28 protein-coding genes are annotated in these 24,774 nt (G+C 44.9%); 13 read left to right on the top strand and 15 right to left on the bottom strand.

All coding sequences use genetic code 11. From position 1 onward, the window contains the following. Nucleotides 1-138: 138 nt before the first annotated feature. The 6 genes from ACHUFI_RS01675 to ACHUFI_RS01650 all read right to left on the bottom strand — a co-directional run bounded on the left by ACHUFI_RS01675 (nucleotide 139) and on the right by ACHUFI_RS01650 (nucleotide 5,698). Nucleotides 139-840: a hypothetical protein gene (locus ACHUFI_RS01675; RefSeq protein WP_394246451.1), complete on the bottom strand. Its 702-nt coding sequence runs from the start codon at nucleotides 838-840 to the stop codon at nucleotides 139-141. Nucleotides 841-910: 70 nt separating this feature from the next. Beyond that, on the bottom strand, nucleotides 911-1,588 hold the full coding sequence (locus ACHUFI_RS01670) for a hypothetical protein (protein WP_394246450.1): 678 nt from the start codon (nucleotides 1,586-1,588) through the stop codon (nucleotides 911-913). A gap of 182 nt (nucleotides 1,589-1,770) precedes the next feature. Then, nucleotides 1,771-2,436, bottom strand: a complete 666-nt coding sequence (locus tag ACHUFI_RS01665; RefSeq protein WP_394246449.1) for a MarC family NAAT transporter — start codon at nucleotides 2,434-2,436, stop codon at nucleotides 1,771-1,773. A 27-nt stretch (nucleotides 2,437-2,463) separates the two neighbouring features. Next, complete coding sequence (locus ACHUFI_RS01660) at nucleotides 2,464-3,855, bottom strand: magnesium transporter (protein WP_394246447.1); 1,392 nt, start codon at nucleotides 3,853-3,855, stop codon at nucleotides 2,464-2,466. Nucleotides 3,856-3,892: 37 nt separating this feature from the next. Then, on the bottom strand, nucleotides 3,893-4,552 hold the full coding sequence (locus ACHUFI_RS01655; protein WP_394246446.1) for a DedA family protein: 660 nt from the start codon (nucleotides 4,550-4,552) through the stop codon (nucleotides 3,893-3,895). A 54-nt stretch (nucleotides 4,553-4,606) separates the two neighbouring features. Beyond that, nucleotides 4,607-5,698, bottom strand: a complete 1,092-nt coding sequence (locus ACHUFI_RS01650) for a calcium:cation antiporter (protein WP_394246445.1) — start codon at nucleotides 5,696-5,698, stop codon at nucleotides 4,607-4,609. A gap of 332 nt (nucleotides 5,699-6,030) precedes the next feature. On the opposite strand from ACHUFI_RS01650, the gene ACHUFI_RS01645 reads away from it, so the two are divergent. Then, complete coding sequence (locus tag ACHUFI_RS01645) at nucleotides 6,031-6,318, top strand: hypothetical protein (RefSeq protein ID WP_394246948.1); 288 nt, start codon at nucleotides 6,031-6,033, stop codon at nucleotides 6,316-6,318. A gap of 107 nt (nucleotides 6,319-6,425) precedes the next feature. Here ACHUFI_RS01645 and ACHUFI_RS01640 read toward each other — a convergent pair whose 3' ends face one another. Together ACHUFI_RS01640 and ACHUFI_RS01635 are read right to left on the bottom strand one after the other, a co-directional pair. Further along, nucleotides 6,426-7,019: an NADPH-dependent FMN reductase gene (locus ACHUFI_RS01640; protein ID WP_394246443.1), complete on the bottom strand. Its 594-nt coding sequence runs from the start codon at nucleotides 7,017-7,019 to the stop codon at nucleotides 6,426-6,428. Nucleotide 7,020: 1 nt separating this feature from the next. Next, nucleotides 7,021-7,941, bottom strand: a complete 921-nt coding sequence (locus tag ACHUFI_RS01635) for an EamA family transporter (protein ID WP_394246442.1) — start codon at nucleotides 7,939-7,941, stop codon at nucleotides 7,021-7,023. Nucleotides 7,942-8,061: 120 nt separating this feature from the next. Between ACHUFI_RS01635 and ACHUFI_RS01630 the strand changes: the two genes are divergently transcribed. From ACHUFI_RS01630 to ACHUFI_RS01620, 3 genes are all read left to right on the top strand, one after another. Continuing rightward, a complete protein-coding gene (locus ACHUFI_RS01630; RefSeq protein ID WP_394246440.1) occupies nucleotides 8,062-8,544 on the top strand; it encodes a MarR family winged helix-turn-helix transcriptional regulator in 483 nt (160 codons plus the stop codon). Nucleotides 8,545-8,618: 74 nt separating this feature from the next. Next, nucleotides 8,619-9,005 (top strand): MerR family transcriptional regulator, encoded by a 387-nt coding sequence (locus ACHUFI_RS01625; RefSeq protein WP_394246438.1) that lies wholly within the window; start codon nucleotides 8,619-8,621, stop codon nucleotides 9,003-9,005. 36 nt (nucleotides 9,006-9,041) lie between these two features. Further along, nucleotides 9,042-9,617 carry an NAD(P)H-dependent oxidoreductase gene (locus ACHUFI_RS01620; protein ID WP_394246437.1) on the top strand — a complete coding sequence of 192 codons (576 nt, stop codon included), beginning with the start codon at nucleotides 9,042-9,044 and terminating at the stop codon, nucleotides 9,615-9,617. 83 nt (nucleotides 9,618-9,700) lie between these two features. Here the strand turns inward: ACHUFI_RS01620 and ACHUFI_RS01615 are convergent, their stop codons facing one another. Then, the gene (locus ACHUFI_RS01615) at nucleotides 9,701-10,594 is read right to left on the bottom strand and encodes a homocysteine S-methyltransferase family protein (RefSeq protein ID WP_394246435.1); all 894 of its coding nucleotides are present in this window, start codon (nucleotides 10,592-10,594) and stop codon (nucleotides 9,701-9,703) included. 243 nt (nucleotides 10,595-10,837) lie between these two features. Between ACHUFI_RS01615 and ACHUFI_RS01610 the strand changes: the two genes are divergently transcribed. Then, nucleotides 10,838-11,239 carry a hypothetical protein gene (locus tag ACHUFI_RS01610; RefSeq protein WP_394246433.1) on the top strand — a complete coding sequence of 134 codons (402 nt, stop codon included), beginning with the start codon at nucleotides 10,838-10,840 and terminating at the stop codon, nucleotides 11,237-11,239. A 70-nt stretch (nucleotides 11,240-11,309) separates the two neighbouring features. Here ACHUFI_RS01610 and ACHUFI_RS01605 read toward each other — a convergent pair whose 3' ends face one another. Next, nucleotides 11,310-11,915, bottom strand: a complete 606-nt coding sequence (locus ACHUFI_RS01605; protein ID WP_394246431.1) for a TetR/AcrR family transcriptional regulator — start codon at nucleotides 11,913-11,915, stop codon at nucleotides 11,310-11,312. Between the two features lie 138 nt (nucleotides 11,916-12,053). Here ACHUFI_RS01605 and ACHUFI_RS01600 point away from each other — a divergent pair, with 138 nt between their 5' ends. After that, entirely contained in the window at nucleotides 12,054-13,142 is a 1,089-nt protein-coding gene (locus ACHUFI_RS01600; protein ID WP_394246430.1) for an efflux RND transporter periplasmic adaptor subunit, read from the top strand. 4 nt (nucleotides 13,143-13,146) lie between these two features. Continuing rightward, nucleotides 13,147-16,233: an efflux RND transporter permease subunit gene (locus ACHUFI_RS01595; protein ID WP_394246428.1), complete on the top strand. Its 3,087-nt coding sequence runs from the start codon at nucleotides 13,147-13,149 to the stop codon at nucleotides 16,231-16,233. Nucleotides 16,234-16,320: 87 nt separating this feature from the next. Here ACHUFI_RS01595 and ACHUFI_RS01590 read toward each other — a convergent pair whose 3' ends face one another. Continuing rightward, nucleotides 16,321-16,863: a hypothetical protein gene (locus tag ACHUFI_RS01590; protein WP_394246427.1), complete on the bottom strand. Its 543-nt coding sequence runs from the start codon at nucleotides 16,861-16,863 to the stop codon at nucleotides 16,321-16,323. Nucleotides 16,864-17,170: 307 nt separating this feature from the next. Next, nucleotides 17,171-17,836: an SDR family NAD(P)-dependent oxidoreductase gene (locus ACHUFI_RS01585; RefSeq protein ID WP_394246425.1), complete on the bottom strand. Its 666-nt coding sequence runs from the start codon at nucleotides 17,834-17,836 to the stop codon at nucleotides 17,171-17,173. Between the two features lie 227 nt (nucleotides 17,837-18,063). On the opposite strand from ACHUFI_RS01585, the gene ACHUFI_RS01580 reads away from it, so the two are divergent. Then, the gene (locus ACHUFI_RS01580; protein WP_394246423.1) at nucleotides 18,064-18,480 is read left to right on the top strand and encodes a DUF2061 domain-containing protein; all 417 of its coding nucleotides are present in this window, start codon (nucleotides 18,064-18,066) and stop codon (nucleotides 18,478-18,480) included. A gap of 113 nt (nucleotides 18,481-18,593) precedes the next feature. Here the strand turns inward: ACHUFI_RS01580 and ACHUFI_RS01575 are convergent, their stop codons facing one another. Further along, the gene (locus ACHUFI_RS01575) at nucleotides 18,594-19,460 is read right to left on the bottom strand and encodes a LysR family transcriptional regulator (protein ID WP_394246421.1); all 867 of its coding nucleotides are present in this window, start codon (nucleotides 19,458-19,460) and stop codon (nucleotides 18,594-18,596) included. A gap of 247 nt (nucleotides 19,461-19,707) precedes the next feature. Between ACHUFI_RS01575 and ACHUFI_RS01570 the strand changes: the two genes are divergently transcribed. After that, nucleotides 19,708-20,544, top strand: a complete 837-nt coding sequence (locus tag ACHUFI_RS01570) for a bifunctional allantoicase/(S)-ureidoglycine aminohydrolase (RefSeq protein ID WP_137356602.1) — start codon at nucleotides 19,708-19,710, stop codon at nucleotides 20,542-20,544. Between the two features lie 181 nt (nucleotides 20,545-20,725). Further along, nucleotides 20,726-21,184 carry a hypothetical protein gene (locus ACHUFI_RS01565; protein ID WP_394246420.1) on the top strand — a complete coding sequence of 153 codons (459 nt, stop codon included), beginning with the start codon at nucleotides 20,726-20,728 and terminating at the stop codon, nucleotides 21,182-21,184. A 55-nt stretch (nucleotides 21,185-21,239) separates the two neighbouring features. On the opposite strand, the gene ACHUFI_RS01560 is transcribed toward ACHUFI_RS01565, so the two are convergent. Continuing rightward, complete coding sequence (locus ACHUFI_RS01560) at nucleotides 21,240-21,896, bottom strand: NAD(P)H-dependent oxidoreductase (protein WP_394246419.1); 657 nt, start codon at nucleotides 21,894-21,896, stop codon at nucleotides 21,240-21,242. Nucleotides 21,897-21,919: 23 nt separating this feature from the next. After that, nucleotides 21,920-22,210 carry a putative quinol monooxygenase gene (locus tag ACHUFI_RS01555; protein ID WP_394246418.1) on the bottom strand — a complete coding sequence of 97 codons (291 nt, stop codon included), beginning with the start codon at nucleotides 22,208-22,210 and terminating at the stop codon, nucleotides 21,920-21,922. 113 nt (nucleotides 22,211-22,323) lie between these two features. Here ACHUFI_RS01555 and ACHUFI_RS01550 point away from each other — a divergent pair, with 113 nt between their 5' ends. The 3 genes from ACHUFI_RS01550 (at nucleotide 22,324) to catB (ending at nucleotide 24,762) form a co-directional block, all read left to right on the top strand. Next, nucleotides 22,324-23,259 (top strand): LysR family transcriptional regulator, encoded by a 936-nt coding sequence (locus ACHUFI_RS01550; RefSeq protein ID WP_394246417.1) that lies wholly within the window; start codon nucleotides 22,324-22,326, stop codon nucleotides 23,257-23,259. Between the two features lie 90 nt (nucleotides 23,260-23,349). Continuing rightward, the gene (locus ACHUFI_RS01545; protein ID WP_394246416.1) at nucleotides 23,350-24,054 is read left to right on the top strand and encodes a class I SAM-dependent methyltransferase; all 705 of its coding nucleotides are present in this window, start codon (nucleotides 23,350-23,352) and stop codon (nucleotides 24,052-24,054) included. 78 nt (nucleotides 24,055-24,132) lie between these two features. Then, complete coding sequence (gene catB, locus ACHUFI_RS01540) at nucleotides 24,133-24,762, top strand: type B chloramphenicol O-acetyltransferase (RefSeq protein ID WP_394246414.1); 630 nt, start codon at nucleotides 24,133-24,135, stop codon at nucleotides 24,760-24,762. Nucleotides 24,763-24,774: the final 12 nt, after the last annotated feature.

Below are 24,774 nucleotides of genomic sequence, written 5' to 3'. Positions count from 1 at the left end.
GGAGTCATTCTAAAGGTCGCAAAGAGGACCGTATGTTTGCAGTAAGCGGATTAAAGCGAACGGGTAATAGGTGGTAGAACAACTTCCGTGTTGCTTGGGAGGGAGATAGAGTACTTGGAGTTGGTGATACTTAACGGTTTAAAGGGCGTAAGTATAATGAATGCCGAAAGAGCTATCTGCCTGCTCATAGACACTGTAATTGATGGAGATATTTTGGTTGCCGTTGAGCCTATATGAAAGGTTGGTTTCCCAATCCAGCGTACTGATTTTAATATGTTTATCGCTTAGTGACTGCGTGTAAACGGGAGTTACCATCAACGATAGGTTATGGGTTACCTTTAGGACGTTATACAATTGAATCATAGCAAGCGGGACATGGCTTTCTAGCTCCTCGCTAGACATGGCTCCTACGCCCAGTACCGGGGCTATTAGCACGCTTTCATGTATCGGTAGAATTTGGAGCGCATTCAATAGCATAGTGTGGCCATCATTCTCGCTGTCGTACATATAGTCGCCCATGACGCCAGTGCCAAAAGATGTGCTCAATGCCGCTGCCCTTACTCGATAAGCGTCGAAGCTAGTTAATGTCTGAGCAAATACCAGGCCTGCCCAGCGGTCATTGAGTCCTTTGGCATAGCCGATCCCAGTATCAAACCCTGCGTTGTTGTAACCCAGCTGAATCGAACTAAAAGCGGCGGTAGGGTCAGTGAAATCAATGGCGGTGCTTTCAATGGTTATTTCAGAAAACTCCTCTACTGCTGTTTCGAAGTCAAACGTTGCCGTGTCGGCGAAGGCATAGCCACTGACGGCTACGCTCAGAAGTAAGGCGTTGGTTTTCACGGTTTACTCGCTTTTTTGTGTGATTGAGAGTGATGTCAATGAGCTGCCGAAGATAGGCAGCTCGAAAGGCTTAAAAAGTATGTTTGAAAGAGAACAGTGATAAGTTGTCACCATTGTCGTAGTGGTAGCTATAAACAAATGCACTTGATTGGTTCAGCTGATAGCCCAACTCGGCGGTGTAATCCCAATCCCTCAGAGTTGATTGATTGCCATTTTTTTCTTTCACCTTACCCAAGCTGTAGGTGTACTCCGGCGTCACTCCTACCCAAATCACCGGGCTGATCTTGTACGCCATATCTAACGATGCACTGGTGTAGTAAACACTACTGCTCATTTGTTGGTGTTGTAGATTACCGACCGTAACTTGTGGAGTGAGATTGAATTTCTCTGTGATCGAATTTGAACGGTATAGGCTAAAACGGTAGTCATTGGCACGTAATCCTTCAGACTGATAATCCGTGTCGTACTGGTACTGAAACGACATCCCTAGACCATCAGTTCGTTGGAAATCGAGCCCAAGTTCGTGGTCATTAAAATCGTTATCCCCGACATAAGAGCTTTGCATACTCCAATCGTTATTAAGTGGCTGTGCGTATTGCAACCCAATGTGAAAATCATTGGACCCATAGCCAATATCAAACCCTGAGTAATGTTGTTTAGAATGTGAAAAATCAACATTGTTATTCGCATAGACTAACGGTGCAGAGACTAGAGTGGTTATTAATAGCGTTGCTTTCGTTAATTTCATAAATATAAATCCAGGTTGTTTGTCGATAGGGTTATTTTATTTACTGGTAAGTTAGGTGACTATGAATTACAGCGATTCATATTTGATAGAGAAAAGCCTCAATAATTATTGGCTGAGGCTTTAATTTTAATTATGTTATTGATGAGATATTTATATTTTTGGATTTAAATAACTTCATGAAGCTAGGCTGCTTCATTGATAAGGACATGGTTCAGTTCGATCACAATTTCTTGGATTCCGAGAGTAAAAAATTGCACACCCATACAGATCAGTAGGAAGCCCATAATACGCGTAAATGCATTGATCCCATTTTGCCCTAACGCTTTGAGCAGCGGATATGCCATGGTTAATGTGATTGTCGCGATCACTGCTACGACAGCAAGCCCAGCCACAACACCACCGTACACACTGGTCATGCTTGTGTGATTTTCGTATGTCGCAATTTGGGCAGCCAAACTGATGATGACAGCCATAGAACCTGGACCACACAGTGAAGGGATGGTCAGTGGCACTAGCGCAATGGAATCTTGACCTATTGGCGTTGAAGTGTTTTCGGTACGTGGGAACAACATGTTAAAGCCGATCGCAACGATGATAATGCCGCCGCCTAACCTTAGGCTTGGGATTGAAATACTAAAGAGTTCGAGTACCGAAGCGCCGATGAAAAACGTAATACATAGGGCAATAAATAGATAAACGCCCGTGGTTTTGGCTTGAGAGACGATATAGCTTTTGTCTCTTCCTTTACTGAGCCCAAGAAGTACCGCCGCTGCCGCGGGTGGATTCATAATAGGTAATAACCCGATAACGGTGAGTGTCATATAAGTAAATAATGTTTCGATGTGCATAGTGACTCCAATTTTTTTGTTGGGTGGCTACAGCAAAAAGGTTTGCGCTAAATACAAGACGCTAAAAAATGAAATTGCATCGGTTAACGTGGTGAGTATTGGGCTAGAAAGCATGGCTGGATCGAGATTAAATCGCTTTAAAATCAAGGGTAAGGTTCCACCAATCATGACGGCTAGCGCGGAAGAAAACGTGTATGCAATGGCTATCACAATCGGTAGGTCCGTGTGTTCACCTCCGAGTGTAAAGAAAGTCAGCAAAGCGAGTACACAGCCAATCAGCAATCCGTTAAGAGTGCCAATCGGAACTTCTTTCGCGACGACGTAAAGTAGGTCTTTCGCGGTAATCTGCTCCATGGATAGTTCACGTATTGATACGGCAACGGACTGATTACCTGCAGCGCCAGAAAGATTAGCGACAAGCGGCAACACAGCCGCTAATACCGCAATTTGTTCTATGATCGGCTCGTATATCGCGATGATCGAAATGGCCGCATAGCTTAACGCGACCGAAGGCAGTAAAAAGGTGAGCCGGCGTAGGTTACGTTTAAGTACTGACATGGTGCGAGACTCATCCCCTCCGAATACCCCGGATTGTTCCAGCATTTGCTGCTTAGAACGTTGGTATAAGGCCTCATTGAGATGCTTAAAGCCGACGATACCAATTTGGAAGCCTCGCGTATCGACGATAGGCACAACGGGATGCAAAGTGGTGTCTAACGTGCTTTTGATGGTATTCAAACCAGCATCAGGAAGAATAACTGGCACGGTGGAATCCATATGCTCTTTTAGGGAAGCACCGCTTGGCAACATCAGGACGTCACGAATTTTTAAGCCGCCTAAGTAACTCCCGTCTGAATCATGAAGGTAAACATAACGCCATTCTAACCGGTCTAGGCTGTGTTCATGTGCGCTTAGCATCTCACTCAAACTGTCGACGGTTGCGTCTTCATTAAGCTTGAGCACTTCACTCTTACAGATCCCACCTGCAGAGTCTGTTGGGTAAATTAATGCCGCACGTTCTTCTTCTTTCCAAGCAGTAGGTAAAGCATGTTTGAGCCGTTTTTGGAGATCAAATGGCAGCTCATTTAAGAGCAATCGGCGATCGGCTGAATGCAAATATTGAAAGAGGATAACGGTCGTGTTTTCTGATAGTTGGCTAACTAACCTAAGTAATTCGGGATCTGAGAAGTGGTCGAGAAGGTTTGCGGCAAGTTGAGGATTGATGCCAGTTAGCAATTCCCAAGCCGAGATTTGTTGTTCATTAGAAAGGCGTCGAAGTGCCGAGGCTAGGTCAACGGAATCCGCTGCTTGGAGCGCGTTGTTTAGCCGCTTTGCACTTTTTCTGGATACAAGTTCTAAGATCTGGACGTGCAGGTTTTCCGCTCTTTCAGTTGGAAATGGTAAGGTAATCAAAGTCATATATAAGCCTACTTATAATAAATTTGCGCTGATTCGGTTATCGAATGAGGGATTGTGCGCTTGGTTTATTGGTGGCTAAGCGAATGAAAAGAGCGATGAATGCCACGGCCATTAAGAGCAAGCTGCCTAAGAGAAACCACTTAGTGAGGAGTTCCTGATACTGGGAGATGAACGGGTGTTTCATCGCCCAATTCCCAGCCAGCAGTAGGCTAATAACCCAAGTCACAGAGCTCGTGGCACTGACTACCAGAGTTCTGATAGCACTCAGTTGGGCGACGCCCATAAGCATGGGAGTCAGCACGCGTACAAATGGAATAAATCGCGAAGCAAATAAGGAAAGGAAACCAAATCGACTTAAGAGTTTTTTTGCTTTCGGTAATGATTCATCCGGGAGTGTTTGTTCTGCTTTTCTCATGAATCGGGTGCTGTGAAGCCAACGACCTTGTAAATAGGCAATGATGCTGCCAGAAAATGACGCGCAAGAGAGCAGTAACAGGGCGCTCGTAAAGTCTATCGCCCCCAATCCAACGAGTCCTCCAACAAACAGAACCAGCCCATCACCAGGTAGTGGCAAGAAAACAAAACTCGACTCAAGAAAAAGCACAACCGCCAGTAAAAGAAGCAGGATATTCAGTGAATTCAGCTTGAGTAGAGCATCAAAATCTTGTAACCAAATTGAAGTGAAAATTTCTTGCATGGGATACTCCAGACCTTGTGCCGACCTAGTGGTATTCCTAGGCCGGCGTCTTATTTAATCGAACATTAAGATGATGTAGGCAAAGAACAAGATCAGGTGAGTAGCACCATTAAGAGAGTTAGTTCTTCCGCTACTAAAGCTCACACTAGTCATTAGCAGTGTCGCCCCCAATAAGATCATTTCTGCAGGGGCTAGGCCAAGCTGAATAGGTTCATTCATCATTCCAGAGATCAGTAGAACAGCAGGTACTGTTAACGCAATGGTGGCCAGCACAGAACCAAAGAACAGGTTCATCGCTCTTTGCAATTGATTAGTGACCGCCGCTTTCACTGCACCGACTGCTTCTGGTGCAAGAATAATGAGTGCGACAATTAATCCACCTAATGCTGCTGGAGCGCCCATCTCTGTAATGCTGTCGTTAATTGGAATGGCTAAACTTTTCGCCAGTAAGATCACAACGATCAAATAACTCACCAACATAATGGTGTGGAACGCATTGCTATGAAGAGGGCCATGATGGTCATGGTGATCTTCGTTATCCCCATCAATAAAGTAGTTGGTATGGCTGCGAGTCTGAATGAATAGAAACACGGCATATAGCGCGATGGACGCGAGTACAAGAGTCCACGTTAAGCTGGTGGACATGTTGCCTACCGCATCCATGCTGGTGAAATTTGGTAGTACGAGACAAAGCAGCGACAGAGGAATGATCGCCACTAAATACGCTTTTATACCGTCCAAGTTGTAAGTTTGGGTATGGTATTTAAGGCCGCCAATCAACAATGTAATCCCGACGAAACCATTTAATACCGCCATCACGACTGCAAACATCGTGTCTCGTGCGAGAAACGGATTCGATTCCCCAGTCAACATCACGGACGAGACCATGATTACTTCGAGCAGTACGACAGAAAGTGTGAGGATAAGTGTGCCATATGGGTCACCAAGCTTTATCGCCAGTGCGTCAGAGTGACGGACGACGGAAAATATAGCGCTCATGACCGCGTAAAAAAGAATGGCGGTAATCGCCACGTATGTGAATGGAGCAAGTGTTCCACTGAGTAATTCGTCACCGACTAGCTTAAAAAACAGTACAGCGAGAAGACCAAGCGGCAATTTATATTCTTGCTTTAGTACGTTCAGCATGGAGAGCCCTTTTTTGGATAACCGAAGGCTCGCTAAAGTCCATTAACGAGAGGGCATCGGGGGAAGTACTGCAATTTCCTCTGCAGAAACGATGCCTCATAAATTAAGGGGTAGAGCTTACTTAGACTATGAATTAGAGAAATTCTTTGTTGCTATTCCACTGATACGCCGAGTTCAATTTTGAATTTCTCTAATTCCTCGTCGCCAACCTTTTAATCAAAAACAATGGACGTGAAATAAATGATAGAGGGTAAATTATCGTGGATTGCACAATATACTTAAACGATCGTAAATACAGAGTTTGTGATATAGGCGAGGGAAAATGCACCTTGGTGATAAGCCATGCGAAAAATATAGAGTCTCTGTATGAGCATTTTAGCCATCAATTTTTGGCGCTTGAACGAATGATTGTCATCGATATTTCTACAAGCTGGGAGAAAGAACTGTGTCAGTTGAGTGAGTTGGAAAGCAGTATTTTAATTGGCGATGTTCGGCTATTGGCAGATATCTATTGGCTGGATGAGTTTGAAATTATGACAGACAAAGAACAAAGCGTTTTCCACGGGTTTGCACCGTTAGAGAGCTCGTTAAACAAAGAGAAAAACGTAGCGCTTCACTGAGCATGCCAGAGTAACCATGGATGATGTCAGAGGTTTATGGCTTCATCTGGAGAAAAGGAAACGCACTGTGTTTGCAGTGCTTTTCCTTTTTTGATGGGTGGTGATGCTTACATCCCATAGCGGAAAGGTTTCCCCGCTTCCAGTAGGTCCCGGTGTACCGGAGCTAATGCTCGTGCATAGTTGGCGAGCAGTTCGATTGTGTATTGGCTACGTTGATGCAAGCTCGGGTCCTGGCATTGGAAGTCTTCCGAAATAAGTCCTTCAATGTTTCTGAATATCAGATGATCAGGTAAGAAGCAGGCGTGATTGTTTTTGTTACCGCTTAATCGCAGTTCACTGATTGGATAAACGCCGTTAATGCTAGCGGAAACACTGACCAACAACACAGGTTTATGCGCGAGTTCATCATCGGTCGTTAGCATCAAAAAGTTTTTCAATGCCGGTGTCGCCATACCATGCCATTCAGGGGTGATGAAGATAAACGCATCGGACTGCTTTAACGATTCGGCAATCGGCGTCCATTGATCCCATTCTTCTGTTTTCTGCCACACTCCTTCATTCCAAAACGGCAGGTTGAGCTCGTGTAAATCAAGCACGTTTACCTGTTCGAAGTGCGCTTGAGATAGTGATTTAAGATAATGTGCCACATTCAAGCTTTGTGATTGAGAACGTTGGCTGCCAGAGACGATAGTGATGTTCATATTAGTGTCCTTTTAAAGTTTCGGTAAAACGCAGCCCTGTTTTTGGGCGGCTTGATTGTGAAGTGGTTGATTGAGTGGCGACCAATAAAATGGAGCCAAGAATGAAAGCGGTGCCGAGTAGCTGAATGAATGTCAGTGTTTGATTAAGCACAACATAGCCAAGCAAGCAGGCAGAAACACTGCTCAGGAACCCTAGAAAAGAGACGGTAATCGGTGGTAGTTTTTCAATACCTCGAAACCATAATGCGTAACCGAGAATGGCGCCGACTAGGCTTAAGTAGGTATATCCGACATAATTTATTGCTGTGATTTGAGCGGGGATGCCTTCTACTAGTAATGCGATTGGCAGCAGCACTACGCCGCCAAAGAAGAGTTGCCAGCCAGTGAATCCGAGCAATGTCATTCCTGCCGGTCTGCCCCATTTTTTCGTTAAGACGACGCCCGTCGCCATGCTAAGTGTGCCTATAAGGGCGACTAGTATTCCCACCAAATCGACGGACTGAGTGCTATTGAGTACGAGCAGTGATATTCCCAAGATCCCGATCAGGCTGGCGATCCATTGTCTCGCTGTCACCGAGTGATTTAGAAAATACCAGCTGAGTAGAGTCACAATGACAGGTTGCACGGACATCACCATGGCGGCCATACCTCCGGATAAGTGTGTAGCCGCAAAAAATAGGCAGTAGAAAAATAGCCCAATATTTAAGATCCCCAACAGTGCGATGCGAAGCCACCAAAGCCCTTTAGGAAAACTATGGGTAAAGGCAATAAGGAGTAATCCTGCCGGGAGTGCTCGCATGGCCGATGCAAACAAAGGGCTGTTCTCGGGTAGCCATTCGGTTGTCACAATGTAAGTGCTTCCCCACACGATAGGCGCGATTGCCGTTAGTGCCACCATTGCAATAGTTGTATTTCGTTCCATGCGTTCGTCCTCCTGTCTTTATAAAAAGTATCTTTTACAAAAGATACTTTTTATAAAGTAATGGGTTTTTATCGATCAATCAAGTATCTTTTTTAAAAGATATTTTCTGGAGAGTTAAAAATGTCGACAGATAGCGTTGATAAGATTTTGGAGCAATGGGCTGTAGCACGGCCAGATTTGGACTGCTCATCAATGGGGGTTGTGGGGCGTTTGAGACGTACGAGCAATCAATGGAAAGCTCAGATGGACTCGGTATTTAAAGCTCATGATCTGAGTAGTGTTGAGTTTGATATTTTGGCAACCATGCGCCGCAGCGATCCTGCTGGCATTACTCCTACGGAGCTATATAAAACATTAATGCTCTCCTCTGGCGCAGTTAGCACGCGCATAGAGCAATTGGTGAAACGTGGATTTGTGCAAAGACTATTAAGCGACCAAGATAGACGCAGCTGTAAAGTCACCCTGACTGACGAAGGGATGGAACACATTGATGCTGCGTTAAATGCACATGTAGGTAATATGGATAATATGCTGAGTGTATTGGAGCCCCAAGAGCAAGAGCAATTAGCCTCTTTGTTACGTAAGTTGCTGGTTGAAAAGTGAGTGCTTGCTGACGCGAAGTAACCTGTTTTTACTCGTGTTCGTTTTCTTGATTCAGAACTCAAAAGGGAGGAGTCATGGGTTCAATGTATATTGGTGAAGTGTCAAAAAAGACCGGTTTATCAATCAAAGCGATTCGTCTTTATGAGGAAAAAGGTTTGATTTTGCCACCTCCTCGCAATGGTAAATACCGTGTTTATGGGGATTCTCATATTGAAATACTGAACCTGATTAAAGAAGCGAAACTTCTTGGGGTGACTTTATCTCAGCTCAAGGAATTGATCGTGTATCAGGATGGTGAAGCGGATTGGTCAGCCATCGGTTCGTTTCTCCTCGATATTCGTCAGCAGCTGCGCGATCAGATTGCCGATATGGAGAAAAAAATCGAACGTATCGAGTCGTGTATCTATGAAATCGATAATTGTCCTCTATGGGTTGACTCTGCCCCTAAGGGGAGACATTAGACTCGTCATCGAACCCCAAAAAATGGAATGAGTAAGATGACGAAAAAGATATTAATACTAAACGGTAACCCTAAAGCGAAAAGTTATGATCAGCATCTAGCCGATCGTTATGAAGTGGAGGCTCGGGAATATTATGAGGTAAAGCGTTTCGACCTTTCCGACCTTGATTTCACCCCGAGTTTAGAGAATGGGTACGATTCTAGACAGCCTCTTGAAGATGCCTTAGTCGCGTTTCAAGAAGCCTTATTATGGGCTGAGCATGTGGTGATTCTGACCCCCGTTTGGTGGGGAGGATTACCTGCGAAGCTAAAAGGACTATTTGACAGAACATTCCTGCCAGGTTTTGCATTCCAGTACTCTCAAGGCAGTGTCTATCCTGAGCAGTTGTTAAAAGGCAAGACTTCACGCTTGATCATCACAATGGATGCGCCTGAAGATTTTGCTCAAGAACAAGCCAACCCAATCATTGAGCAACTTGATAAATTCACCCTTCAATTCAGCGGCATAGAAGCTGCAGAACTGACTCTGATTGGTTCTATTATTATGTCGGATAAAGAGCAGAGAACGGCTTGGGGCGCGGCAGTGAGCGACCTAGGAAAAATGGGGAGCTAGCCGATTTGCCGGATTCACTATGTCTTTATAGCGTCCGGCTGATTTAACTGATTGTCGAGCCAAAGTGGCAGTGGTTCGATACGCTAACGGCTCTGTTTCCAATCTTTGAGTGCTTGGATATGACTCGGCCCGATGCCACAGCATCCACCAATGATAGTTGCCCCTATACTTTGCCAGTGTTTGGCGTACACCAAGTAGTCTGACGGTGTCAGTTCACGTAGGCTTTGCAGGGTGTCGTTGGCTTCATGTTCGCTTTCAATCGGAATGAAATTGTTGGCGTAAACCCCTATCTCAATATCAACCCCGTATTGTTCGATAACGCGTTTGGCATCTAAAATCGCTTGCTCCATGACCTCTGGAACGGAGCAGTTGAACAAAATGCCTTTGGCTTTGGTAAAACAGGCTAGTGCTGTTGCAATCGCCACCGGTTGTCCAGAACGCAATGTTGAGGTTTTACTGACTTTGTCCTCTAAGCTAAAAGCGTAATAGACATCTTTGTCTGAATGTTTAAGCACGGAATGAATGGCTTCAAACTCTTGAATACTAGAGATGGTCTCAGCAATCCATAGATCAACATAAGGCGCTTGCGCTTCATATAAAGCCGAATTGATTTCGAGCGCAGGCTCGATCTCGAATAAATCTGGACGGTAGCTACCGAATGCAGGAGGAATGACTCCGGCAACTAATACATGTTCTGGGGAATTTAAGGCGCACCCTTTTGCGATGAGTGCAGCTTGGCGTGCCAGCTCAGCCCCTTGTTTGTGATAGAGCTCATCGCCTAGATGAAAGGGGACACATGCATAGCTGTTGGCTGTGATGATCTCTGCGCCAGCATCGATAAAGTGTTGGTGTGCTTGGGTGACGTGTTGGGGAGATTCGATAAGTGCTTGAGCACTCCATAGAGGCTGAGAAAATGGCGCGCCAATTTCTTGTAATTCTCGCCCCATTCCACCATCAAGTATGGTCAGTTTTTTCATAACACCGCTTCTAGACAACTAAATTAGTATTGGTCTGTTAAGAATATCAGAATTGCGTTTGAAGCGACTCGGAAATCTCTCTGAACCTAATTGATAGACTCTGTAAATTATAATTCTTCTTTTTTATTCATTGATTTGATAAATTGCCTTAGTCATTCAGTTGCATTTGTTGAACGGTTTGACCGCCTCAGTTGGCGTTGGTTGTTGTATTTGTTTAAGCAAAATAATCAAGTAGAGAAAAGAATGTATAAAAATAGTGATTTCAAAGTAGAAGCGACAAGTTTCCACTTTAAACAAGACCGTTATGATGTATCTAAGATCAATGATATACGCATCAAAAAACTGTCGTTGTTGGATAATCTTGGGCAAATTATATTTTGGGTGTTTTTGTTCTCAGGAGGCGTGTGGCTAGCGTTAACGCAATTTGAAGGTGGCCCATTATGGTTGCAGGTTTTAGCCGGTTTATTAACGGCTTTTGGGTTTGCGGTCGCCATGTTTCGATGTGCACGTTATGCGCTCCAGATAGAGTTTAGGCACATTGATGAAACGGGATTACAGTGGATAAATGTCGCGAGATCATACTCGTTAAAAGATAAAGCGATATTTGAAGAGCAAGTTGCGAGGCTGAAAGCTCAGCTAGCTTGATTAATCACGTATACATCAATAAAAGCGGCCATGTGCCGCTTTTTTTAGTTTTGGTGAAGTCAATTGGAGGTTAGCGGACCTTAGTCTGGCTTAAAAACATATCGACACAACCTTTCAAATAGGTGTCACGCTCAGCGTCGCTTTGTTCGAAATCCGCCCCAAGGTAGCGCCAATATACGGCCTGACCATGAAACATAAGCAATAGCTGAACCGCACTTTCGTGGCTCGAAAGTTGGAGCTTCAAGGTGCCATCAACGACTTTTTTCTCTAAGTATTGCTGAAGGATCTCGCTGGTTTGCTCTGGGCCAAACTTTAAATAGGTACGGCTAAATTCTGGGTGAGTTTCGATGTTACTTACGGCATTACGAAATGTGCGCTGCGCGCCTGGGTTCAGTAGGGTTTGATGAAAGCCCAATGCAAATTCAAATAAGGCATCTTCAACCGTTGCATCAGGATCGAAAATGGCCTGATCGGCTTGATACTCTAGGCACTTCTGCTTCATACAGACTTCAAAAAGAATATCTTTGGTTTTGAAGTGCGAGTAGACCGTTTGCTTTGAAACATCGGCTAACTTAGCAATGCTATCCATACTGGCGCCATACCCATGAAGACCAAACAACTCTGTTGCGGCGACTAGGATTCTCTTTCTTTTTAATTCACTAGAACTTGTCATCATTGGCTCGGGATCTTTTGTGCGTGGGCGCAACAATATCAAGATCAAACTGGACAGTCTAGTTTTGGTATTGTTTAATAACAATCAAACTAGACTGTCTAGTTTGATTGTAAGTAATTCGTTACATCAAAGGTGCTAAGTATGGCGATTCAACATTTACCCAAGGCCGGGGTTATTCTGGCTTCTGCTCTTTTTCTCTCAGCGTGCTCAGAGTCTCCTGCTGCTGATACACCAGTACCTGAGGTGCTAACAGTGAGTGCACAAGCTGCGAGTAAAAGCAGTGCATACAGCGTAGATCGCGAATATGTCGGGGTGGTGAACTCAGGGCAACGTGCCAATTTAGGGTTTGAGCTGTCTGGTAAGGTGTCCAAATTGTGGGTAGATACAGGTGATTCGATAGAGAAAGGCGAGCCTTTGGTCAGTTTAGACACGCAATTATTGGATGCTGAATTGAACGAACTTCAAGCGCAGCTTGATGAAATCAAGTCTCAGCAGAAGTTGACCAAAGCTAACTTGAATCGACAATATGCGCTCAAGAAAAAAGGGTTTAGCTCAGAGTCAGAAATTGATGCGTTGATCAGTCAAAAAGAAGCGTTGGCTGCGAATGCATTACGTGTGAATTCTGCGATTGGAGCTAACCGACTAAAAATTAAGAAATCCACCATTCGAGCGCCATACGCAGGCGTGGTCAGTAAGCGTTTTGTTTCCATCGGCGATGTCGTGGGTGTCGGTACATCGACGTTATCTCTGCTTTCTACTGGCGGGAAAGAAGCCGTTGTTGGGATAAATAGTGATGATCTAAAAGATATTGAAGCGCAATCTCAACATATTATCCGAGTCAATGACCGCGAATACTCCGCCACACTTATTTCAAACGCATCCAACGTCGACATTACCTCTCGTAGCATTAGTTTGCGCTTCTTACTAGAAGACGAGGCAAAGGTGTTAGACGGTGAATTAGCGTATTTAAAATATCAAAAAACCTATGCCGATGAGGGATTCTGGTTGCCGACCACGGCATTGATTGATGGCATTCGCGGCACATGGAATATCTATACTTTGACCCCAGATGAACAGCAAAAGTTGGTCGAACGCCGCGTTGTTCGGGTGTTATTTGCCAATAATGATTCGGTTTACGTTCAAGGTGGCTTAGAAAGTGGTGAGCAGGTGATTACGACAGGGCTGCATAAAGTGGTTCCTGGCCAAACGGTTCAAGTAGCGGCGGAGTAAGATCATGAATACCTTTTCTTCGATACTGTCGAATACTCGTTTGATGGTATTGGTTGTCTCTTTTTTGATCGTGAGTGGGTTGTCGGCATTTAACAGTTTGCCCCGCGCAGAAGACCCAGTCATTTCTAACCGAAACGCGAATATCACCACCATTTTCCCTGGCGCGAGCGCTAATCGGGTTGAGTCTTTGGTGACGGAGGTCATCGAAAATAAGCTTCGACAAGTCAATGAAATTAATCTGATCACTTCCACTTCTCGTCTTGGGGTGTCTTCCATTGGCGTAGAATTGAATGAATCCATCACGGATTCCGACCCGGTATGGTCCAAGATTCGCGATAAGCTCTCTGACGTGGAAAGGGAATTACCGAGTGACGCCTTGTCTCCAGAGCTAGATAGTGATCGCTCTTATGCGTTCACCACGATTTTCACCCTGGCGTGGCAAGGGAAAGGTGAGGCTGATTTATTGGCGTTAGGACGATATGCGAAGGAGTTAGGAACTCGTTTACGCACTTTATCGGGTACAGATTTTGTGGATGAATACGGGGTGATGGATGAAGAAATCGTCGTTAACTTCGATATAGATAAAGCGGCGATCTTGGGAGTATCTGCGCAACAGCTCGCCAGTGCATTGGAAGGCGCGGATGCTAAGAACTCCGCAGGTGAGTTGGTGAATCGTTCTACTCGGTTTGGCTTAGAGCTTTCCTCGAGCCTAGATTCCATTGAACGAGTAAGAAAAGTACCAGTATTCATCGATCATAACGGTCATACCGTACGAGTTGGGGATATCGCAGAGGTCACCCGTAAAGCAAAAACACCTTATGATGAGCTTGCGTTAGTGAATGGTGAGCCTGGCATGATCGTTGGCGCGAGAATGCAAAAGCATCTACGTGTCGATAAATGGACGCCAAATGCAATGAAGCTCGTTGAAAACTTTAAGCAAGAATTACCGAGCGAAGTAAAAGTGGATGTGGTGTATAGCCAGCAAGGTTATACCGAAAATCGCTTATTGGAATTAGGTGAGAGCCTAGTTATCGGTTTTGTCCTAGTGCTGATTGTCCTGCTGTTTACTTTGGGTATCCGCGCTGCATTGGTGATCGCGTTGGCCTTGCCTTTGACGATGTTACTTACGCTATCGATGATGAAATATTTCCAAATACCGATAAACCAAATGTCTTTGACTGGGTTTATTGTGGCACTTGGGATTATGGTTGATAACGCGGTCGTGATGGTGGATACCATTCAAAGTTACCGCCTAAAAGGAATGCGTAGGTTGGAATCGGCTAGGGAAGCTATCCAACACCTCTGGGTGCCGCTGCTTGGTTCAACGTTAACCACAGTACTAGCATTCGCTCCGATCTTTTTAATGCCGGGGGCGACAGGGGAATTTGTTGGCGCTATTGCATTAACGGTGTCTTTCTCATTAGTGGGTTCATATATTATCTCGCACACCGTGATTGCTGCGATCTCGAGTGTCTATCTTCCTAGCCATCATTCTTCAGCGGGGTGGTACCAAACCGGTATTACGATCTCAGTGATGAGCCGCCTATTTTCACGTTCTGTTGCATGGGCGATTCGTTACCCTTTAGTGGCTATCGCGTTGAGTATGACATTACCGCTTATGGGCTTTTGGAGCACTTCGCAACTCACTGAACAATTCTTTCCAGCTTCTGATCGCGATATGTTTGAAATTCAGGTGTATATGTCCCCTCAAGCGAGCATTTATGCCACTAAAGAAACGACAGACCGAATTCATGCCATCATTTTGGAAGATGAAGCAGTAGAGCAAGTTCAATGGTTAGTAGGCGCTTCTTTCCCTTCGTTTTACTACAACATGGTTGGCGGAAAACAAAAAGCGCCGTACTTCTCTCAAGCTATGGTGAAAACCACCAACTTTGAAGAAGCCAATCGCTTGATTCCTGAGTTACAAGACGAATTGAATAAGCGAATCCCTGAAGCTCAAATTTTAGTAAGGAAGCTTGAGCAAGGCCCTCCTTTTAATGCGCCAATAGAGCTCAGAATATATGGAAATAATTTAGATACGTTGAAGTCCATAGGTAAGGATGTTCGACTGATTTTGTCCAATGTTCCACATGTTACCCATACTCGTGAAAGCTTGTCTTCAGGTATCCCTCAGTTCCAAGTTGAAGTGGATGAAGAAACGAGCCAATTAAATAACATCAGCCTCAACCAGTTTGCTGGCTTACTGCAATCGACTTTGGTTGGGCGTGAAAGTGGCAGCATCATTGAGGGAACAGAATCGATCCCTGTTCGAGTTCGAGTAAATGACGCAGAACGAGAAAGTTATAATGATTTAAACAACTTACGTTTCCCCTCGGCTAACACTGAGTCTAGTGTTGGGGTTTCGGTATTGAATTTATCTAACCTAGAAGTAGCCCCAAGCAGTGGTGGCATTACCCGCCGCAATGGTGTGCGCTTAAATACAATTGAAGGCTATATTCAGGCAGGGGTGCTTCCTCAAACGGTGTTGAATGAATTTAGAAAAGAGCTTGATAAGTATCCATTTCCGGCCGGTTATCACATTGAAATTGGTGGGGAATCAGCAGAGCGAGATGAGTCTGTGGGTCACTTGATCGGCAATATGTCTGTGGTCATGGTGCTTATGGTTCTGGTGGTGGTTCTGTCTTTCAATTCTTTCCGGTTAAGTGGCGTGATCTTTTTAGTCGCAGGGCTAGCGGCAGGGTTAGGGATCTTGTCGGTATGGATATTTGATTACCCGTTTGGCTTTACCGTGATTATTGCGATGCTTGGTGTGATTGGCTTAGCGATTAATGCAGCGATTGTCATTTTGGCCGAGTTAAGGGCGAACCCTAAAGCAAGAGAAGGTGACTCTGAGGCGATCTTAGAGGCGGTTATGAGCTGTACTCGCCATATTACCTCAACCACGATCACCACGATTGGTGGCTTTATGCCTTTAATTTTGGCAGGTGGTGGGTTTTGGCCTCCATTTGCAGTCGCAATAGCAGGGGGAACGGCGTTAACGACCATTTTGTCGTTCTATTTTGTTCCTCCAATATTTAAGCTCATTACCAAAATGCCAATGAGAATAGCGGTCCCACGATACGCTAATTGAATTCAGGCTTAGTTTATGTAGTTCGTTTGAAACACAAACGCCTTCCATGGTTGGAAGGCGTATTTATGTGTGGACTAAGTAGAGCGTCTAGTGGTGTTCACGAAAGCTCCAGCCAGTGAAGTTAGGCTGGGATTGAATGTTGGTCTCAATTTTTTCTCGATCGAGCGCCAATAACCCATAAGTTAACTCGGCGGTGAATCGGTATAGCTCAGTATTTTCACCATAGTAAGAGTATGTAGAAAGCGTAATCAGATTCGGCTCGATGGTTTCCGTAAAGGAATAAGGAAACTCCAGGAATCTTTTCCCGTTGAGGGTTTCGTTGGTTCTTGCATGGCACTTCATACTTCGAATTTGGTAGAAACCAGGTTTGATATCGTTGAACAAAACGTAATCTTGATTGGTTTTTGGATAGAAAGAAAGTTCAACAGGGCTCTGGCTGTATTCACCTCCGCTAACCATCTCCCACATCAATATTTCCACTCTAGCGCAGGGGTGGGTGTCGAAGTTATTGATCACTCGAGTACCAAATGCAATCGCTCCCTGGCCATTCGGTTCTGAGATTGAATTTGAAGCGCAGCCATACATCAATGGAAGAGATAGCATCAGAGACAGTAACGGTTTTATTTTCATTTTCTTCATCTGGATCTATTAAAAATCAGAACCTTACACTTGATTTATAAAACATCCATCACTGAGGATTATTAGTGTGACTTGATGCATTAGTTTCTTTTTATAGGTCAACTCATTACCTCTCATCTAGAAGGTTATGCGGCTTATTTTTTGTATAACGCCGTAGATGGTCAAACCGTTTCAGGTATTCAAGATATCTCCCAAGGGTTCACGTGGCCAGGTCAGCGAACGCTTTATCCCTGACTCTTAAGAGAAACTAGCATTACAGTCATCTGTGATAAATCTGTAATGCCGATTTGAAAGAGCTTTAACCACGGTTGATTGTGATATCAGAGATGTAACCGTGCTTTGCACTGGTGAGGGCTTGCTTGAGCATGGTGGCCGCTTCGTGGGCTGTCATAAAATTATCGGTATTAAGCGCCTTGCCACTTGTTGACCAAAAATCAGTATTCATGCCGCCAGGGTAAACCGCAATTAATTTCATGGGGCTGCCTTTGAGCTCTAGCCTCAGTGATTCAACCAACCCTTTTACTGCCCATTTAGCAGCGCAGTAAGTCGACTCCCCTGCCTTACCAGCTTGGGCAGCGGTCGACATCACGACCACCACATTCACCGGTTGATCGCGGTAGCGCGTGATTAACTCCCTAAGCAATAAGATAGATGATGTGACGTTGTTGTCTAGCAGTTGCTTGATTGCCGATGGCTCTTGAGTTTCGATATTGCCGAAGTAGCCACTCCCAGCACAGTGAATAACGGTTTTAGGTGGCTCAGCCAGTGAATCAAATAATGTACTGATACTGTCGGCTGAACAAAGATCAGCGACACAAAGATTAGCGCTATTTTCTAAATCCTCGCCTACCTGGTTAAGCCTTTGCTTGTTTCTCCCAGTCAGCGTTAATGGGTGACCTTCTTGGCTGTATAGGCTTGCTAATGCAGCTCCTAAGCCGCTGCTTGCACCTGTAATCAATATCATAAGCTGCTTCTTTCATTGGATTTTCCTCCAATGTAGCGTGTTTGATGGGCATTTGTTTGTGAGCAAGCTGCAAGAGTTCGCATTTTTCTCCAACGCTTTATTACGCACAAGGGGCTTTATCTTCGACAGGCACGAACAATCAGAGTAATAGGAATGATCTATTTCTATTGTTGATAATAATTCTCAATAATAGCATCAACACTGAAAGAGCGGTAAGAGGCAAGATCATGATTAAGACAATAACATTCGCAGTAATCCACTTTACCATCGCCACTATGGTGACCTATTTACTGGTGGGGGATTTGTTGTTAGGCAGCTTGATTGCCATGATTGAGCCTTCTGTGAACACCGTGGCTTTCTACTTCCATGAAAAAGTGTGGCAAACCGTGCCATTTTTGAAGCGCTATAAAGCGATGACTCGTATTAAAACGGCCAGTTTTGCTGTGGTGCACTTTAGCGTGGCGTTCACCGTGACTTTCTTACTAACGGGCGATGCATTGATTGGTAGTGTAGTTGCGATGATTGAGCCAACGATTAACTCATTCGCTTACTACTTCCACGAGAAAGTATGGGCCAATAAATCGAGAGAAAACCGCCAACAAGCAAGCGATATAGCAGGCTCAAATATGATGGTTTGCGCTTAACCTACCATTCGCTTCTTAGAGAATTTTGCCAATTAAAAAGCCTTAGCGGTGAGCATCGCTAAGGCTTTTGGTATTTAGATTAGCCGTGTGAGTTAGTACGTATGAGCGGTTTATTAAACCGACTCAAAAATGCCATCACACGCTTCTGTTAAGTATTCAGCCAGCAGTTTGGTTTGGGTCGATTGCTGCTGCCCAACGTGAAGCAGCAGTTCTAGCGGGGTAATGTCTGGCAACCCAGATTCTTCACCAAGTATTTGATGGGAATCGGTGACGAGGCGTTTTGGCAACAAGGAAATACCTAACCCTGCTTCTACCGCGCAGCCTACGCCAGATAAGCTAGTGGTGATATACGCCATTCGCCATTTTCGTTCGAGCAGATCAAAGGTATGTGCCATTTCACTGCGATAGAGCCCAGTGCTAGGTAGCCCGACTAAAGGAACCGTTGATTGATTCAAGTTATCGCTACCTTTTCCATCAATCCAACATAGAGGTTCTGACCAACTGGCTTCACCTTGCGCGGTGCCAAGGCGATGTTTGACCAGAGCTAGGTCGAGATCTTGATTCTGAAACTGATTCCAAATATCACTGCATAAGCCGCTTTTTACTTCTAATCGTACTTCGGGAAAGGCTTTGGCAAAGCGGGTTAAAGTCGGCATGAGCTCGTGAGTGGCGAAGTCTTCTGGCACTCCTAGTCGGATTGGGCGTTGCTCTGCACTGATCGCGGTTTGGGCGATGGCGTCTTCCATCATCGCCAAAATACGCCGAGCATACGTGACAATGCGTTCGCCCTCTAGTGTTGCAATGGTGTGGCGCTTTTTACGAGTCAGTAGCTCACAGCCGAGTTGCGCCTCTAGCTTTTTGATTTGTTGGCTAATTGTAGACTGGGTGAGATGGGTGCTCTCTGCGGCGCGCGTAAAGCTGCCTGAATCAACAACCGCCACCAAGCTGCGTAGCAAAATAGGGTCTAACGTATGCTGCATAGTGTGACCTGTCTAACTAGTGGGATATCCACTGATAATAATTAAATTATTTAAATTATCAATCGTAAAGGTTTCGGGCATACTAGACTGAGTTCTTAAATTAGTTGCTCCAACACTAATCGCTATTGAATAAGAATAACTGCAGTCGTGTACTGCAGCCCCCAAAAATGAGTATGTGTAGGTGATGTGGTGCAAACCGTGCCTGCACATTATGGATTAACCAGTCTTGTATGAAGGATCACAAGAAATGACGAATAAACACCAGTACTATTCACCGCAAGGTGGCCTTCCTCCACAAACACAATTATTGTCAGATCGCGCTGTATTAACAGAAGCTTACGCTATTATCCCTAAGCGTGTGATGACAGATATCGTGACCAGCTTTCTACCGTTCTGGGACAACATGCGTATGTGGGTGATTGCCCGTCCGCTAAGTGGTTTTTCAGAAACGTTTTCTCAGTACATCGTAGAAATTGACCCGCAAGGTGGCTCTAGCCGACCAGAGCTTGATCCCGGGGCGGAAGGGGTGATTTTCGTTGTGTCTGGTGAAATGGATATCACCATTGAAGGTGAACCACACCACATGACTGAAGGTGGCTATGCATTCTTACCACCGGGTTGCAACTGGACGGTACACAACAATAACGACCAACCAGTTCGCTTCCATTGGGTGCGTAAAGCGTATCAATTTGTCGAAGGCTTAGAAGTTCCAGAAGCATTCGTTACTAACGAAAACGATTTAGACCCTATCTCAATGCCTGATACTGACGATGGCTGGGCAACAACTCGCTTTGTTGACTCTGCTGATATGCGTCATGACATGCACGTAAATATTGTGACGTTCCAACCGGGTACTGTGATTCCATTCGATGAAACTCACGTGATGGAACATGGCTTGTACGTTCTACAAGGTAAAGCCGTTTATCACTTGAACCAAGATTGGGTTGAAGTTGAAGCAGGCGATTTCATGTGGCTACGCGCATTCTGCCCTCAATCTTGTTACGCAGGTGGCCCTGGTCCGTTCCGTTACTTGCTATACAAAGACGTGAACCGTCACATGCCGTTTATTCGTCCAAAGAACTGATGCTTGCTGTAGAGAGTTAGCTCTGCAGAAAACGATTAAAATCCGATGCCATTAGGCATCGGGTTTTGTTTTATGGGGCCCAAATAGTGAAACGGTATTTATATGGCTCTCTTAAGCGATGCATTTTTGTGCTAGCGTATTGATTCTGCAGTGGATAAATGAGCCTATAAGGGAATCAAACATGAAGAAATCGGGTTTGCTAGTGGTCACATTTGGTTTTGTTGGTTTCTTGATACTTGGTAGCCAACAAGGCTGGTTCGGCAGTGGAAATTCGGACTCTTTCCCTAAACTGCCAGACGCGCCTGATTTTTTGGTTTCTCATGAATATGACGGAGAGTGGCTCGGTAGGCGAATTAACACGACCAATAATAACTTGTGCGAGCGCACGACCATCACAGGGAAAGTCGTGGATGGTAAAGCAAGCCTACGTTTAACTTATAACGGCACGCCATTGCAAGGTTGGATTTCTCAAGGTGGGGAGCTCAAGCTATACGCGACTCATCGACAATGGGATTACCGTTTTTCGGGCGAGGTGACAGGCAATAAAATTGTTGGAAAATGGCATTTAACCAACGGTCCGTGCCGTGGAAGTTGGTATATTGAGCGTATCACCGACAACTCGATATCAAGTGGCGGGTAACTGTCATTCAAAAGCCTGAGAGTGGAATTACTCAGGCTTTTTCTAATCACGTATCTTACAAGATTTGTAATACTTGCTCTGGCGCGAGGCGCGACTTGGGTAGTGAGGCGTTATAGTCTTCTTCTGGCAAATGGTAGCCAATTGCCAGTGCTACTTCACACTTGAAACCACCTAATTCACCTTCAAATATCTCACCAATCAGCTCCCCATCGACGCCTTCCATTGTGGTCGAATCGATCCCTAAACGTGCCAAAACATGAAGCGTGTTGCCTAGTGCAAGGTAGGTCTGAGATTTGGTCCAAGCTTCGTTATTGCCGTGCGCATCGGTATTGAGTTCTGCAAACGCGTAACCTCCGAACGCTTGCTCACGGTTTTCAGGTAAGGTTCGTCCGTCTTCAATCCCTTTATCCACCACCTTGGCGTAATCGTCACGGGTGTAGTTCGGGTTATGCGCGAACAGAATGATATGGGAAGATGCTTTTACATGCGGTTGGTTGAACTGGTGCTTACACGCGAACGTATCGTGCATACGCTGTTTGGCCGCTTCACTCTCAATCACAATGAACTTCCAAGGTTGAGAGTTGATTGAAGAAGCCGACAAGCGCATCGCTTCATAAATAACATGGAGCTCATCCTGAGGAACTCGTTTAGACGAATCGTATTTCTTGGCGGTGTAACGACTTTGTAAGTCTGAAATTATTGGGTGTGTCATGATGAACTCTCGTCAGTGATGCGTTAAGCGATATGGGTCATTTCATTCAAAGTGAAAGTTTCTACGCAGCCTTCCGTCGCGGCCATGTAATCGGCTAAGTGTTGGTTAGCCATATGGGCTTGCCAAAGTTCACGTGAAGTCCAGTTTTCGTAAAACATAAAGTGCGCAGGATTTTCGTTGTCTTGATGAAGGTCGTAGTTCACACAGCCTTGTTCTTGGCGAGTAATATCGATGAGTTTGATGAGCTCAGACTTTACGAGTTCGATGTGGTTTGGTTTCGCAATGATATTGGCAACAATGGTTAACTGAGTCATGGTGATTCCTGTAATTCAAATAGGGTCTGTGTTGACGAGAAGAATCTTAAAACTTGTTAGGTATGCTTTAAACAGTATAATTTTAGAATCATTATCAAAAATAATTAGATAATATGCTTCTAGAAGATCTTAACGTCATACTTAAAGTGGCAGAGTTTCGCAGTATCACAGCGGCGGCAGCCAATTTGGATATGAGAACAGCTACTGCCAGCGCAGCGGTGAAACGCGTCGAAAACGCGCTGGGGATTGAGCTATTTATTCGTACTACTCGTCAGTTAAGGCTGTCTCCAGCAGGTGAAAAATATCTTCCTGAATGCGAGAAGGCGCTAGCAGTATTAGAGCAAGCAAAACAGAGCGCTAAAGAAGATTTGCAGACCATAGATGGCGAGCTAAGAGTCGCGGTATCGTCTGACTTGGGGCGAAACCTCATCATTCCTTGGGTTGATGAGTTAATGGACGTTTACCCTAAACTCAGCTTACGTACTAACGTGAGCGATACTAATATCGATTTTTATCGCGACTCGGTAGACATGGCGCTACGCTACGGTTCGCCACAGGATTCCAATCTATACGGTTTTAAAATCTGTAATGTTCCTCGGTTATTGTGCGCGTCGCCTGATTATCTCAAGCGGCATAGTGAACCAATGCACCCAGATGATCTCGTAGCGCATAATGGTTTGTTCTATCAAATTCACGAAGTGCTGCAGGATACATGGCAGTTTCATGATGAAACGCAAAAGTTTAAGGTCAGATTAAAGGGGAATCGAGCATCAAACGATGGCGATCTGGTTCGTCGTTGGTGCGTCGCGGGTAAAGGTGTTGCGGTTAAGTCGGGTTTGGATATCGCCGCTGATTTAATATCGGGTAAGGTTGTTCATTTGATGCCTGACTATCGGGTGCCTTCATCGGAATTGTGGCTGATTTGCCCCAGCAGGCAATCGATCACCCCGGTTGTTCGCTTGTTGCGGGATACGCTGCGCGCGAATACTCAACAAGTGCTGAGCCAGTTAGTGGAAAGGGGCATCATCGCGAAAAGTGAGCTTGACTAGCTCCTTGGTAATTTGACATTGAGTTGACGGAATTTCTGACGGCAAACTGTGATACTAGCGAGCGAAAAAACAGCAAGATAAGGCTTAATAATGAAATCAGATATGTACTCCAAGCACGCAGAAAAATACGATGCGGCGATCCAAAACAATATTTTCAACGCTCACTTAGAGCGTCCATCTTTGCAAGCCTTATTAGCCCCATTATCTGGAAAAGATGTGTTGGATTTAGGCTGTGGCTCTGGCGTGTATGCCCAATACCTTGTCGAGCAAGGTGCAAATAAAGTCACTTGTTTAGATTTTTCTGAGTCTATGGTTGAGCTAGTAAAAACAAAGCTTGGCGATAAAGTAACCGCTTACTCACAAGACTTAGCTATGGGCCTGCCGAATGAAGCGAACGACAGTGCTGATGTGATCATTTGCCCTTTGGTACTGCACTATATTGAAGATTTAAACACAGTCTTTAAAGAAGTTCATCGTGTATTGAAAGCGGGTGGTTATATGGCCTTTTCGATGCATCATCCGTTTGTTGATTTTGAATGTTCAATTTCGGGGAACTATTTCGAACGAGAACTCGTGACCGAAGAATGGGACACGGTTGGTGAGCCGGTTGAAGTGACGTTTTATCGTCGCTCGCTGACTGAAATCATGAACGCGATGACCGATAATGGTTTGGTTGTCACGCAGCTATCGGAAGGTAAAATCTCTGAGGAAGCAAAAGCCTTATCACAAGAGCATTACGAGCGATTGTCTAAGAACCCAAATTTTCTGTTTATTAAGTGCCAAAAACTGGCTTAAACATTCACCCTGTATTGGCGCTGTTCTAAATAAATACCCTTAATATCAAGGGTATTTACCTTTATAACGAGAGAGATATTGAAGAATTACTTTGAGAGCCCATTTGTCGGAAAATCACTGCAAGAGCAAGTTACCAACCCAAATATAGTGGTGGGTAAGCACAGCTACTATTCAGGTTACTATCATAACCACAGCTTTGATGACTGCGCGCGTTACTTAATCCCAGATAGGGATGATGTCGATAAATTGATCATTGGAAGTTATTGTTCCATTGGTTCCGGTGCCGTATTTATGATGGCAGGAAACCAAGGGCATAATCATCAATGGGCAAGCACTTTCCCATTTTTCTATCAGGATGATGAAACGTTTAGCGAAGCGGAAGATGCCTTTGAGCGCGTTGGTGACACAGTGATCGGCAATGACGTATGGATTGGCTCTGAAGCGATGATTCTCAGCGGTGTAAAAGTGGGTGATGGGGCAGTGATAGCCAGTCGCGCGGTGGTGACGAAAGATGTAGAACCATATTCTATCGTTGGCTCTAACCCAGCTAAGCACATTCGTTTTCGATTCTCCGAGCAAGAAAGAGCCATGTTGCTCGAAATGAAATGGTGGGAATGGAATGACGAGCAAGTTAAAGGTGCGATGAAACTGCTGTGCTCATCGAAAATTGCAGAACTCTACCAATATTGGCAAAACTTATCTCGTTAGCCGTTAGCCGTT

Origin of the sequence: Vibrio profundi (assembly GCF_043642225.1) — a bacterium.
In the GTDB taxonomy this organism is placed as follows: domain Bacteria; phylum Pseudomonadota; class Gammaproteobacteria; order Enterobacterales; family Vibrionaceae; genus Vibrio; species Vibrio profundi_A.
The sequence above is the reverse complement of the archived record's forward strand: the minus strand, read 5'-3'. Positions and strand labels throughout refer to the sequence as shown.

Excerpts from the sequence above, each read along its gene's own strand:
- ACHUFI_RS01670 (WP_394246450.1), bottom strand. The coding sequence starts at position 1,588 with ATGAAATTAACGAAAGCAACGCTATTAATAACCACTCTAGTCTCTGCA.
- ACHUFI_RS01665 (WP_394246449.1), bottom strand. The coding sequence starts at position 2,436 with ATGCACATCGAAACATTATTTACTTATATGACACTCACCGTTATCGGG.
- ACHUFI_RS01660 (WP_394246447.1), bottom strand. The coding sequence starts at position 3,855 with ATGACTTTGATTACCTTACCATTTCCAACTGAAAGAGCGGAAAACCTG.
- ACHUFI_RS01655 (WP_394246446.1), bottom strand. The coding sequence starts at position 4,552 with ATGCAAGAAATTTTCACTTCAATTTGGTTACAAGATTTTGATGCTCTA.
- ACHUFI_RS01650 (WP_394246445.1), bottom strand. The coding sequence starts at position 5,698 with ATGCTGAACGTACTAAAGCAAGAATATAAATTGCCGCTTGGTCTTCTC.
- ACHUFI_RS01640 (WP_394246443.1), bottom strand. The coding sequence starts at position 7,019 with ATGAACATCACTATCGTCTCTGGCAGCCAACGTTCTCAATCACAAAGC.
- ACHUFI_RS01635 (WP_394246442.1), bottom strand. The coding sequence starts at position 7,941 with ATGGAACGAAATACAACTATTGCAATGGTGGCACTAACGGCAATCGCG.
- ACHUFI_RS01630 (WP_394246440.1), top strand. The coding sequence starts at position 8,062 with ATGTCGACAGATAGCGTTGATAAGATTTTGGAGCAATGGGCTGTAGCA.
- ACHUFI_RS01625 (WP_394246438.1), top strand. The coding sequence starts at position 8,619 with ATGGGTTCAATGTATATTGGTGAAGTGTCAAAAAAGACCGGTTTATCA.
- ACHUFI_RS01620 (WP_394246437.1), top strand. The coding sequence starts at position 9,042 with ATGACGAAAAAGATATTAATACTAAACGGTAACCCTAAAGCGAAAAGT.
- ACHUFI_RS01615 (WP_394246435.1), bottom strand. The coding sequence starts at position 10,594 with ATGAAAAAACTGACCATACTTGATGGTGGAATGGGGCGAGAATTACAA.
- ACHUFI_RS01610 (WP_394246433.1), top strand. The coding sequence starts at position 10,838 with ATGTATAAAAATAGTGATTTCAAAGTAGAAGCGACAAGTTTCCACTTT.
- ACHUFI_RS01605 (WP_394246431.1), bottom strand. The coding sequence starts at position 11,915 with ATGATGACAAGTTCTAGTGAATTAAAAAGAAAGAGAATCCTAGTCGCC.
- ACHUFI_RS01600 (WP_394246430.1), top strand. The coding sequence starts at position 12,054 with ATGGCGATTCAACATTTACCCAAGGCCGGGGTTATTCTGGCTTCTGCT.
- ACHUFI_RS01595 (WP_394246428.1), top strand. The coding sequence starts at position 13,147 with ATGAATACCTTTTCTTCGATACTGTCGAATACTCGTTTGATGGTATTG.
- ACHUFI_RS01590 (WP_394246427.1), bottom strand. The coding sequence starts at position 16,863 with ATGAAAATAAAACCGTTACTGTCTCTGATGCTATCTCTTCCATTGATG.
- ACHUFI_RS01585 (WP_394246425.1), bottom strand. The coding sequence starts at position 17,836 with ATGATATTGATTACAGGTGCAAGCAGCGGCTTAGGAGCTGCATTAGCA.
- ACHUFI_RS01580 (WP_394246423.1), top strand. The coding sequence starts at position 18,064 with ATGATTAAGACAATAACATTCGCAGTAATCCACTTTACCATCGCCACT.
- ACHUFI_RS01575 (WP_394246421.1), bottom strand. The coding sequence starts at position 19,460 with ATGCAGCATACGTTAGACCCTATTTTGCTACGCAGCTTGGTGGCGGTT.
- ACHUFI_RS01570 (WP_137356602.1), top strand. The coding sequence starts at position 19,708 with ATGACGAATAAACACCAGTACTATTCACCGCAAGGTGGCCTTCCTCCA.
- ACHUFI_RS01565 (WP_394246420.1), top strand. The coding sequence starts at position 20,726 with ATGAAGAAATCGGGTTTGCTAGTGGTCACATTTGGTTTTGTTGGTTTC.
- ACHUFI_RS01560 (WP_394246419.1), bottom strand. The coding sequence starts at position 21,896 with ATGACACACCCAATAATTTCAGACTTACAAAGTCGTTACACCGCCAAG.
- ACHUFI_RS01555 (WP_394246418.1), bottom strand. The coding sequence starts at position 22,210 with ATGACTCAGTTAACCATTGTTGCCAATATCATTGCGAAACCAAACCAC.
- ACHUFI_RS01550 (WP_394246417.1), top strand. The coding sequence starts at position 22,324 with ATGCTTCTAGAAGATCTTAACGTCATACTTAAAGTGGCAGAGTTTCGC.
- ACHUFI_RS01545 (WP_394246416.1), top strand. The coding sequence starts at position 23,350 with ATGAAATCAGATATGTACTCCAAGCACGCAGAAAAATACGATGCGGCG.